Here is an 11,083-nt window from a genome sequence, read left to right on the forward strand (position 1 = left end):
GCAAACACGGTGATGCTCGGTGTCGCGAAAGCAGCGTGCCAAAGCGGAGCGGGTGGGTGCGGCGGAGTGCAGCGGACTCAAGTCCGCGCTCCTCGGAACGCTGCGCACCAGACGCTGAATTTGACGATGCTCCGCCTTAATCAAGCGCCATTCACGGCAGGCACCTTGACGTAGGAATGCCCTGGTGGTCGGGCGGTTTGGCGGAGAGGTGTGCATGAGGTTGCGGAGTCGGAATGCGCCAAACACACCCAACCTACGTTCCGGAGAGCGCGTCATCATTCGTCATTCGCCTCTTCCATCATTTCCCAAAGCATTGCAGCCTGCCGTCCATTGTGGCCACAAAGACACAGCCCTGAGCGACGGTGATGCCGTCCCACACGGCTGGGCTGGTGAGTTCGAGGCCCGAGCTTTGCTCGCCGGTTTCGGTATTCACGGCCCACATCTTGGCACCGCGTTTGCCTTCGAGCGCTTCGTCCTGTGCTTTGAGTTCCTCCAAAATCGCGGGGTCTCTGGCGGCGAGGCGTTCAAAGGCATATTCTTCGTCGATGGTGTCGGGTGCGCCGCTGACGAGTACGGTTTTGCCAGCCAGCGCCATGCTGCGGGCGACGATGGGGACAAAGCGGTCCCAGGTGTGCTTCACGAAGCTGCCGCTTTTTTTGCCACCTTTGGCATCGCTGCCGCCCTTGAACCACAGCGCGCCGCCCACCTTGCCCTTCCCCGACTCGACGCCAGCGCCCACGCCGTGCACGTTATTGCCGGAGTTGTCGCGTGAGTCGCCATTGTCGAAGTTGCAGAAGAGCACCGCATCCACCGGCTTCGCTTCCGGCTGCTCGAAACGCTGCTGCACCTCGGCGGCGCTCAGCGCTTTGTGATAGATGGCCAGTTGATCCAGCAGCCCGCTGTAACCCCCGGCATTTTCATCAGCGACGCCGTTACCGTTGCCCACGATCAGCGGATTGGCCGGCTTGGCGGCAATCAGTTCTCCCGCCATCCCTTCGGCGACGAGCTTGCCGTCGATGTAGAGCGTCATCTTCTTGTCGGCGGCCAGGACACCTGCAATGTGGTGCCAGCCGTCGGTGAGTGCTTCTGCGGAGACAATGGTGCTGACCTTGGAATCGCTGCGGATGTGGAACTGCGGCTTCTTGTCATGGAAATCGAGCGCCACGCCCAGCCTCGGGCCGCCATGGTTCAAAATCGTGCCGCTTGGCTTGTCCGGCAGCACCCAGGCCTCGACGGTGATCGGCGTCTGGGTGGGATCAAGCACCGGCACATTGGGAAACTGCACGCTGCCGGGGATTGGCGCGCCATTCGCTTTGCCGCCCCCCTTGGCACCACCTTTTTTGCCCTTGCCCATGCCCTTCTTTTTGGCGTCCGCCTGAGCTTTCAAAGTCTCGTTGTGACCCACCTGCGATTCCCCCTTGGGCTGCACCGCGAGCGGCACGCCTTTTTCATCCAGCACGACGCTGTTGCCCTTGCGCTCGGTGGTGGCGGGCTCGGTTTCGAAGGCTTCATCCGGCGCGCCCTTGGGTGTGGCAAAGAGGGTGTACTCCATGGTGGTCGTCCACTTGAAGTACTGCGCCTCACGCCCGTAGGAGTACACGTTCTTGTCATCGTGCACGAGGATGCGGCCCGAGGGGGCAAACTTCCCGGCCTGGAAGTAGCCGCCGTGACCCCCTGCGAAGCTCTTGCCATAGACCCAGTAGCTGCGGTGGAAGTTGGAGTCATCGAGGAAACCCATCGGCGCGAAGAGGTGCTGGCCCTCGCCCTTCTGCGCTCCGCCCTGCTTGTCGAAATCTCCGCTCACAGGGCCGACTTCCACGCGCTTGCCATCGGGTCCGATTTTCTGCGTGCGCAGGTACGTCCACTTGCCGTCGCTGCTCAGGATGTCGTTCAAAGCGACTGGCATTTGCAGGGTCTTGTGGCGGTCATTCAAGTCGCCGCCGGTCTCGGGGTCGCGGTCGTCGTAGTTGATTTTCACCTTCATCTCGCCGGTCTTGGCATCCACGCGGTAGAACCACAGGCCGCCGTCGAGGAAGCAGGAATGGCCGGAGATAAAGCTCACGAGACCGTTTTCCACCAGCACGCTGCCATGCACCGGCCAGACGCTTTCCATCATCTCCCACGCCCCGTGGCTCATCATGACCGGCGCTCCTTGGAACTTCCACACCAGCGCACCGTCTTTGGCACGCAGGCAGTACACGTTGCCGTCATTGCCGCCGATGAACACCCTGCCCTGCCAGTAAGTCGGGGGTGAGTCCATGCGGCCACCTGCGATGAAATGCCAGGCTTCCTTGCCGGTGGCGGAATCGAAGGCATGCAGCGTGTGCTTGTCCACTTCGGAGACAAAGGTCAGCCCAGCGGCGCTCGTCGTCGTGCTCAGCGGCGGGGTGAGCTTCACTTCCCAGGCCATGCCGAGGTCCTTTTTCAAATCCTGATTGGTGAAGCCGCTGCGACCATTGTCAGAGCGGTAGGTGGGCCAGTCCTTGGCATCTGCCGGTGTTTCAGTGATGGCTTCGGCATACGCAGGCCCCTTGCTCAGACGCGCAGAGTCAGCGGTGTGAGGCGGCATGGGGTATCGCGGAGCGGAGGCCATCACGCTCATGCCGTCCAGCTTCGCTTCAGGGTAGCAGGCGCAGTTGTGCGGTCCAGCGTAGGTGAGCCCATTGCAAGGCAGCACGCCGTAGAGGCAGGCACCGCGCACCCAGTGGTTCAGATCCCAGTGCTGCTTCTCCATATCGACATACTCAATGCCGGTGCGGGAGGGAATGAGGAACTTCTCCGTGGCCTTCGCCATGTAGCAGCGGTGGTGGAACCAGTAGGTGCCCTGCGGCACGTCGGGAAAGAACTGCTTTTTCACCACTCCCGTCAGCGGATCGCGCCCCGTGTACTCACCGGACTGGTTCCCCTGCGTGGTGCCTGCATTCCACACGAGACCCTGCGCCACGATCACATCCTCCATGCTGCGGTAGCCGCTTTTCTCATGCGATGAACTCCACAATTCCTTGCCCGTGTCCGCGTGGATGCCCTTCATCAGACCATCGCCCCCGGCATACAGGATCACGTCGTCATTGAGCACCACACGCGGCGCAAAGTTGAATTCATAGAGCTTGCGGCGGGCCTCAGGCACATCGGCAAAGAGCACCGCGCCGGTCTTCACATCCCGGCTCGTCAGACCATCCCCGTTGTAGTACACCATGCGCTTGTCATCCAGAGCGATGGTGATCGGGCCGACCTTGTCGTCCACCTTCCACAGGGTCTTGCCGCTCTCCGCGTCGATTGCCATCAGGTGCCGCGTCTTGCCATCCCAGTTGAACTCCGTCTCCACGCGCTTCTGATCGCTCTGCTGCTTCACGGCGAACTCATCATTCAAGCGCCATGGCTCGGGGTTCACCAAGGCATACAGCGTCCCGTTGCGATAGAGCAGCTCCTCCGCGCCCTTGGTCTGCGGATACTCGCGAATCACTTCCCCCGTGGCGCCATCGAGGCAGGTGATGGGATCGGTAATGCCCAGCGTCACATAGACCTTGTCCCCAATGGACGCGAGACGGCGCGTGAGCTGCGTGGGGCCGGACTTCAGCGGCCACAGGTGCGTGCTCCATTGCGTGATCTGCTTCTTCCAAAGAACGGTGCCATTGAAGGCATCCCGTGCGATCAGTGCAAACTTGGCCGGCATGAGGATGGAGATGCGGCTGCCCTCGTCCATGATGTAATAGAGACGCCCGCCCGCGCTCACCTCCGCACTGACCGAAGACATGCGGTCATGGTGGCGGCTCCAGCGCGGATTCCCCACCCACTGCATGCGTGAAGGCGGCCCGGCAAGCATGTCCTTGGAGGTCGGGTTGCCCTTCGAGTCATACGCATAGTGCGTCCACTCATCCATGTCCTTCGGCCATGGCTTCACGATCTTCTCCCAGCCGCCGCCCGCCTTGCGCACCATCGCAACACCCAAGGGCGTGAGCACCCGGTCGATCTCTTCCTTCGCCACAGCGGCCGCGTCCTCGACCACCAGCAGGTTCACATAATTCTCGATGTAAGGCAGATGCGTCCCATCCCAGGAGTCCGCCGCCACGGGGCCATATTTGCCCGACTGATGAATCGTTTCGCGAATCCCCGGCAACGCCCCTGCATCCTGCGTCAGTCCTTGGACCTGGTAGCGCTCGCTGGCCCGCAGGCTCTGAGTGACCTTGCCGTCACCACAGCCCACATGCACCACGATCCCTCCTTTGACGCCGGATTGAGAAATCACATCCGCAGCATCGTCCGCCCGGAGGACGGTGGCAGAAAGAAGGAGGCAGGTAAGAAGATGCTTCATGAGTTTGAGGAACAGCGCGTAACGAAGGCTGAAGCGGGGATGTTTCCGAGGTTTTTGCAGGACAGGAGCGCGGAATTTATTAAGCAGATCTCCGCTGCCCGCAGAGTTCTTATTCCACACCGGCTCTCTCCACACCGAGGACCACCGTGCTTGCGCCTCTCAGGCAACGCATCAACAGCCTCATGTTTGCGACCTGCTGCGGAATAAATTCCGCGCTCCGGGCTGCGTGGCACGCGCATGCGGCGGTGTCATTTTCGGAATACCATTGACTCCCCCACTGCTTCCCTCCCCCATCTCCCCATCTCCCCATTCGACATTCCTCATTCCGCATTCGACATTCGACATTCTCTTTCTCCCCATGCTCCGCTTCACCCTCTTTGACTTCCCCATCCAGATCCACTGGATCTTCTGGCTGAACACCGCGCTCATGGGTGGTGGCATGAGCGCCACTTCCCCCGAGCAGTTTCGCGGCCTGCTGGCCTGGGTGGCGGCGGTCTTGCTGTCCATCTTGATTCACGAACTGGGGCATGCGCTGGCCATGCGGAACTACGGCGACCGACGGGTGGGCATCGTACTCTATGGCTTTGGCGGCCTGGCCATCGGCAGCAAGCCACGCACTCGGCAGGAAGACTTCCTCGTCAGTGCGGCAGGTCCCGGGTTGCAAATCCTTGCGGGTCTTGCCGTCGGCTGGTCCATGACACTCTGGCCGCCGTCCTCGCTCTGGCTGCATCAGTTGCTGGATGCCTTCACCGTGGTCAGCATTTTCTGGGCATTGCTCAATCTCGTGCCCGTGCTGCCACTTGATGGCGGTCGGCTCTGCCAGGCTTACCTTGGGCCACGCAAGCAGCGGCAGGTGCTGACCATCAGCCTCGCGTGTGCGGTGAGTCTGGCCGTGCTTTCCGTGACCAGTGATCTCTGGCTGCGCCTGCAAGATGGCGTCCTCAGCCTGCTGGACATCGACTCCAGCATTCGCGTGGGCAGCGGCCTTTTCACCCTGCTTCTGTTTGGCATGCTGGCCTGGAACAATTGGAAGGAGTTGCAGAATGAGCCGCAAATTCCTTGGATGAACGCACGTTGAGAGTGCATTGGACTCTATTCGTCCCCTGATGCGCCTCCTCCGAACACTTTTTATCCTTTCAGCGGTCACCCCACTTGCCGCCGCACAGTCCCCCAAGCCGGAACTGATCTCCCCGCAGGTCAAAGCCTCGGTGGAAAAGGCCGTGGCCTGGCTGATCACGCAGCAGAAGCCCTCCGGCTTCATCGTGGATGAAAAAACGGATGCCAAACCGAAGCGCGGTGACCTGCCCTCCCACAGTGCGGCGATGACCTCCCTCGCCCTCATGGGGCTGGCCTCCGTGGGACACATGCCGGACGACCCCACGCCCGAAGGCATCGCCTGCGGCAGGGCGCTGCGTTTTGTCGTGGAAGGTGTGGAGCCTGATGAAAACGGCTACCTCGGGCGCAGCGACCGCTCACGCATGTACGGTCATGGCATCATGTCCCTCATGCTGGCTGAGATGGTCGGCCACGCGCCGGATGAAGCGACGGACAAACGCCTGCACAAACAACTGGAGGGCGCGATTCAGCTCATCATCCGCTCCCAGCAGGTGCCGAAGAGTGAGGCCAATCGCGGCGGCTGGCGCTATGAGCCGAGTTCCAGCGACAGCGACATCTCCGTCAGCGTCTGGCAGGTCATGGCGCTGCGTGCGGCCAAGGACGCCGGTTTTGACGTACCCAAAGGAGCCATCGACAGCGCCGTGGCCTACATCAAACGCAGCTACCGCGTGGAGCGTGACTCCAACGGCAATCCCAAGAGCGATGCCGCCGCCTTCAGCTACGAGCCCTACGGCGGCCGCCAGACCTTCTCCACCACCGCCGCCGGACTCCTCTCCCTCCAGGTCTGCGGCCAGTATGAAACCGCCGAAGTCCTCGGCTCCGCCAACTGGCTGCTCAAGTCCCCGCCCGAAATCAACGAACCCTGGTTCTTCTACGGCTGCTACTACTACGCCCAAGGCATGTACCAGCGCGGCGGAGATCACGCCGCCACCGCCCGCCAAAAGACCGAGCAGACCCTCATCGCCGCCCAGGGTAAGGACGGCAGTTGGTATCCGCGCAATGGGAATGAGAAGAGCGCCGGGGCCGTCTATGCCACGTCCCTCGCTCTGCTCAGCCTCTCCGTACATCACCACTTCCTGCCGATTTATCAGAAGTAGGGGGCACCGTTTGATTACTCAGGCCTGGCGTGGCACCACACGGCCTTGGACCACCCAAGTTACCGGAGTTCGGCTTTTGATTGAAAGATGACCAGCATGAATGGCACTTGATTAAGGCGGATGTCGAGGGATTCATCCATTCACCCACGAAGGTGAAAAAGAGCCACGGAGCGCGGACTTGAGTCCGCAGCAGGTCGTCCGCGTGGGACGTGTGATGGCTCGCACTGAATACCGCAAACACGGTGATGCTCGGTGTCGCGAAAGCAGCGTGCCAAAGCGGAGCGGGTGTGTGTGGCGGAGTGCAGCGGACTAAAGTCCACGCTCCTCGGAGCGCTGCGCGTAAGCTGTGAGTTTCACGATGCTCCGCCTTAATCAAGTGCCATTCATGACCAGCATTAACTCACACACTGCCTATGTCGTCCTCTGCCAGCGCCAAGAAAAAAGTTAGTTTCCTGTCATTCATCAAGCACTCTTGCTGGACCTACCTCCAATATGCAGCCACGCAGATGTCCCCTGACCGGCTGCATCAGGTGCAACAAAAACGATTGAGGCAGTTTCTCAAAACCGCCCGCGCCAGCTCGCCTTATTACCGGGAAAAATTCCGCCACATTGATGCGGACTGCGTCGATCTGTCTAAATACCCGGTCACGACCAAAGCGGAGATGATGGCCCATTTCGACCAAGTGGTGACAGACCCCGCCGTCACCCATGCCACCGTCGAAGAATTCATTGCCGATACGGGCAACGTGAACCAGACCTTCCAGGGGAAATACACCGTCTCACACACCTCAGGCAGCCAAGGGCAGCCGACCTTGATTGTGCAAAATCAACTCGTGCTGAACCTGCTGTTTGCCTTTCAAATGACGCGTGGCAACATCTCCTATCGCGGTGCCAGGAGATTCCTTCAGCCAATTCTTAATCTTTGGAATCCCACACGGCTCGCGGTGCTCATCAGCCAGCAGGGCTTCTTCCCATCGGCATGGATTTGGCAGCATCTGCCCGAGTACATGCATCGCTACATGCGGTTCCTTTTTCTTCCTGCCAACGATCCCGATCTGATCGCAAAACTCAACGCCTTCAGCCCCGCAGTGCTGACCGCCACCCCGACCACGCTCGACTTGCTGTCGCTGAAGACCGACCAGCTCAACCTGCCCCGCATGAAGCAGGCGGTCACCTGGAGCGAAACTCTCACGCTCAAGGCCCGCAGCAGGATCAGCGCGGCTTTTCAGGCACCGGTCATGGACAACTATGCCTGTGGCGAGTGCATGTTCATGACCAACGGCTGCCCCACCGGGACCGGTGCCCATGTCAACGCTGACTGGATCATACTCGAAGTGGTGGATGAGCAAAACCGCCCTGTGCCACCCGGACAGCTCGGCCACAAAGTCCTGATGACCAATCTGGCCAATACCGTCCAGCCCTTCATTCGCTATGAAATAGGCGACCGTCTGGTGATGGCCACCGAGCCTTGTGGCTGTGGCAACAAACTGCCGCGCATTGAAACCATCATCGGCCGTGCAGCGGACTTCTTCTGGGTCAAGTCCACCTCCGGCTATCGCCCCCTGACCGCCTATCCCTTCCAGCATGCCTTCGATTACCTGCGCGAAGTGCGCGAATGGCAGGCCGAGCAGGTGGAGCGCAATCACATCATCATCCGCTTGGAACCCATCCCAGGCGCCACGCCAGACCTCCCCCTGGCACGCACCCGCCTTGATGAGCGCCTGACCATCACAGGGCTTCTGCACGACATCCAAATCACCTTCGAAGTCGTGCCCCAGCTCACGACAGATGCACACTCAGCCAAGTTCCGCCGCATGATCAGCCGCGTGGGAGTGCCCGCTGATCTGGAACCTTCCTTGCAAAACATCGCGGCTGATTTGGAACATCCTCAATGACCTCCAGCCTGGGTGCACACTCAGGAATACAAGGACATTCGCCTAACTTGAGTGAAGGGCGTTTTTTCCAACCTCTGCACTGACTGATCTGCATTTTCGACGACGGATCAGCCATTCGACCAGCAGCACATTGGGAACGAACCCCAGCCATGCGACCACTCGGTAAAGGTCCATCGGTCGTGGCTCAAACAGCAGGACCAGCGTATACTTCCACACCCTGAGTGTGAGCGCAGAAAGGGTCAGCGCATAGCTGCGCATCATCCATGCCCGATGGCGCTGCCACTGCCTGCTCAAAGCCAGCCGCCAGCCCATGCGGGTGGTCACGATCCATCCGATAGCGAGGGTGATGAACGCCAGCCGCGAGGTGATTCCGCCATTGGCATAAAACGCCATGATCAGACTGGCCGGCCCCGTCACAAAGCAGACATTCAGCACATAGCACCTGCCCATCCAGCGGTGGAGCTTGGGCATGCGACGCAATCAAACGTTACGAAAACTACGGTGCCAAGTACTACGACAGGTTTGGCCGCTGAGTCTTTGCCTGCCCTTCATCATCCCTCGCCTGCCATCCGGGGCGCTACAGGGCCTGCGTGCCCATCCGCCCCGATGACCGGGTTTCGGAGGTTTTGTTGGTTTTGCTGGTTCTTTTTGAAAGGGGGACCTGATTTTCATCGAGCACCGCCCCGGGGGGGTATTGGAGGTTTCGGCGGTTTTGGCGGTACTTTTAGAAAGAGGGACTCTTTTTGTCTCAGGAAAGCCAGTCAAAACAAGAGAGGGGAGGTTTCGGAGGTTTTGCTGGTTTTGCTGGTTCTTTTTGAAAGGGGGAGCATTTTCAATGCGCGAGGTTTCGGGGGTTTTGATGGTTTTGAGGGTGCCTTTTGGAAGGAGCCCCGATTTTTCACCACCGGCTGCGGGAGGGTATTGGCGGTTTTGGCGGTTCATTTAAAAAGGGGGAGTTTTTTCAAATGACGGGAGGAACCCAGGAATCAAACGGGCGGGAGAGGTCTGTCAGTTCTGTCAGCTTGTTTTCAGAGGGGTGATGCCATGAACCATTAAAAACGGGTCTGTATCTCACGTAGCCTCTCCAGACTCGGTCCCGGTGAACAAAACCGGATGAACCGCAGAGATTGGACGGACGCAGAGGGCGGCGGCTTCAATTCAAATTTTCTTCTCTCTGCGACCGTTCATTCTCTGCGGTTCAAAAATAAGCGCCGTTCCATCCAGACCTCTTTTCAACTGCCCCTGGTATGAGTAGTTTTCGCCGAAACTCAAATGGGTGGAAATGCGGGCTGGAGGGTTGGGCATCGGTGTCTGGTGGACGCGGGTATTATTTTATGGTAGTACGCAAGGGATCGTCAGGAAGACCTCCTGAAAGCCAGCACAGCCCCCGCCCTGGCCTCCCATGCCGCCTCAGAATGAGCAGGTCAGGTGAAACTGTCTGTTGATGCCATCCCTTGCCACTTCCTGCCATGAAACCGCAGGTGTCGTAGGATGGGTGTGGCGACAGCCCGCCCGTCCATCAGCGTGCCGCAAACACTCCGGCATGCGGACGTCCTCGCAGTCGGGCGGTTTGGCGAAGGAAGTGGTGGAGTATGGAGTGTTTTCGACGCCAAACACGACCAACCTACGTCCAGCGGTTTGGCTGCGCGAGAACCTGTCTGCCACGAAGAGAATGCAGCCCTGCTTTCAAAGTCTCCTGGCATAACCATACCAGTAACTTGCATATCGTTACATATTCTATTTATCTCTCTTGGCCCACGTGCTCCCTCCTCCTGCCCTTCCAAGAACGAACTGACACAGCCTTGTGGCAGAACCTTTGAGAAACGTCTTTCCTCCTCCTGCCACGAAACTCTCCTCCCCCCTTTCGTATCCACCCCTGGCGATGCTGCGGAATATCTCCCCCTTTCAAAACGCACCCTCAAAACCAACGAAACCACCGAAACCTCCCACATTGAAAATGCTCCCCCTTTTAAAAGGCACCGCCAAAACTGCCAAAACTGCCAAAACTGCCAAAACCCGTTTCAATTGAACGCGACCGCCGCGAGCGTGCTCCAAAGACCGCCTCACTCTCCTATGAACCTTTATCACAGCGCCTCCGCCTCCCTTCTCGTATGCATGGGAATGACCTGCTGCACCCCCCGTTCATCAGCCTTGGAGTACGAAACTCTGAGAGAGATGCACCGGAAAGATCATCTCTTGATTCGGGCTCTCTACCCTTACAGGGACGAACTCGAAATGTTCGGATGCACGGCGGCGCAGTATGGAGAAATGCATCTGGCCCGTGTAGAGGTTTCGCGCATAGGCGAGGGAACCGAAAACATCCCTGAGACATCGCGCAAAGCCGTGATACTGGACCCTCGAGAGGATGGAGCGCTGCTAGGACGCCTGCTCGACTACGACAGCTACGGCGACCGCACCCTCTGCGATTTCAACCCTGCACTTAGACTCACCCTTCGCACCTCCGGAGGCCGGTATCAGTTTGATGCCTGCTTCTCCTGCAACGACCTGACCATCGAAAAGCCTGCGTCAGGCAGCACGCGCAAAAAGAGGGTATTTGTCCACATGTCCCCCCTGCTCCGCCAGGATCTGGTCCGACTGGCCAAGCGCTGCTTTCCCCATGACCGTGTGCTGAAGAAGCTTTGAGGCACAGTTGACGCTCGTTT

Annotated in this window: 7 protein-coding genes; 4 read left to right on the top strand and 3 right to left on the bottom strand. The window is 59.4% G+C overall.

Annotation, left to right across the window (positions count from 1 at the left end; genetic code table 11):
* Positions 1 to 216, bottom strand: a 216-nt coding sequence (locus PSV43_RS24430; RefSeq protein WP_300203860.1) for a hypothetical protein, incomplete at its 3' end; no start/stop codon positions are given.
* A gap of 82 nt (positions 217 to 298) precedes the next feature.
* A complete protein-coding gene (locus PSV43_RS24435; RefSeq protein WP_300203872.1) occupies positions 299 to 4,312 on the bottom strand; it encodes a PQQ-binding-like beta-propeller repeat protein in 4,014 nt (1,337 codons plus the stop codon).
* Positions 4,313 to 4,670: 358 nt separating this feature from the next.
* Here PSV43_RS24435 and PSV43_RS24440 point away from each other — a divergent pair, with 358 nt between their 5' ends.
* The 3 genes from PSV43_RS24440 to PSV43_RS24450 all read left to right on the top strand — a co-directional run bounded on the left by PSV43_RS24440 (position 4,671) and on the right by PSV43_RS24450 (position 8,420).
* Positions 4,671 to 5,390 (top strand): M50 family metallopeptidase, encoded by a 720-nt coding sequence (locus PSV43_RS24440; protein WP_300203874.1) that lies wholly within the window; start codon positions 4,671 to 4,673, stop codon positions 5,388 to 5,390.
* 28 nt (positions 5,391 to 5,418) lie between these two features.
* Positions 5,419 to 6,525 carry a hypothetical protein gene (locus PSV43_RS24445; protein WP_300203876.1) on the top strand — a complete coding sequence of 369 codons (1,107 nt, stop codon included), beginning with the start codon at positions 5,419 to 5,421 and terminating at the stop codon, positions 6,523 to 6,525.
* Positions 6,526 to 6,938: 413 nt separating this feature from the next.
* Positions 6,939 to 8,420 carry a hypothetical protein gene (locus PSV43_RS24450; RefSeq protein ID WP_300203878.1) on the top strand — a complete coding sequence of 494 codons (1,482 nt, stop codon included), beginning with the start codon at positions 6,939 to 6,941 and terminating at the stop codon, positions 8,418 to 8,420.
* A gap of 42 nt (positions 8,421 to 8,462) precedes the next feature.
* Here the strand turns inward: PSV43_RS24450 and PSV43_RS24455 are convergent, their stop codons facing one another.
* Entirely contained in the window at positions 8,463 to 8,891 is a 429-nt protein-coding gene (locus PSV43_RS24455) for a DUF2306 domain-containing protein (protein WP_300203880.1), read from the bottom strand.
* Between the two features lie 1,872 nt (positions 8,892 to 10,763).
* Between PSV43_RS24455 and PSV43_RS24460 the strand changes: the two genes are divergently transcribed.
* A complete protein-coding gene (locus tag PSV43_RS24460) occupies positions 10,764 to 11,063 on the top strand; it encodes a hypothetical protein (RefSeq protein WP_300203882.1) in 300 nt (99 codons plus the stop codon).
* The last annotated feature ends 20 nt before the right edge of the window (positions 11,064 to 11,083 follow it).

Source organism: Prosthecobacter sp., assembly GCF_029946185.1.
Classification (GTDB): domain Bacteria; phylum Verrucomicrobiota; class Verrucomicrobiia; order Verrucomicrobiales; family Verrucomicrobiaceae; genus Prosthecobacter.

What these genes read in the sequence shown, in the direction of transcription:
- PSV43_RS24435 (WP_300203872.1), bottom strand. Translation starts at nt 4,312, where the DNA reads ATGAAGCATCTTCTTACCTGCCTCCTTCTTTCTGCCACCGTCCTCCGG.
- PSV43_RS24440 (WP_300203874.1), top strand. Translation starts at nt 4,671, where the DNA reads ATGCTCCGCTTCACCCTCTTTGACTTCCCCATCCAGATCCACTGGATC.
- PSV43_RS24445 (WP_300203876.1), top strand. Translation starts at nt 5,419, where the DNA reads ATGCGCCTCCTCCGAACACTTTTTATCCTTTCAGCGGTCACCCCACTT.
- PSV43_RS24450 (WP_300203878.1), top strand. Translation starts at nt 6,939, where the DNA reads ATGTCGTCCTCTGCCAGCGCCAAGAAAAAAGTTAGTTTCCTGTCATTC.
- PSV43_RS24455 (WP_300203880.1), bottom strand. Translation starts at nt 8,891, where the DNA reads ATGCCCAAGCTCCACCGCTGGATGGGCAGGTGCTATGTGCTGAATGTC.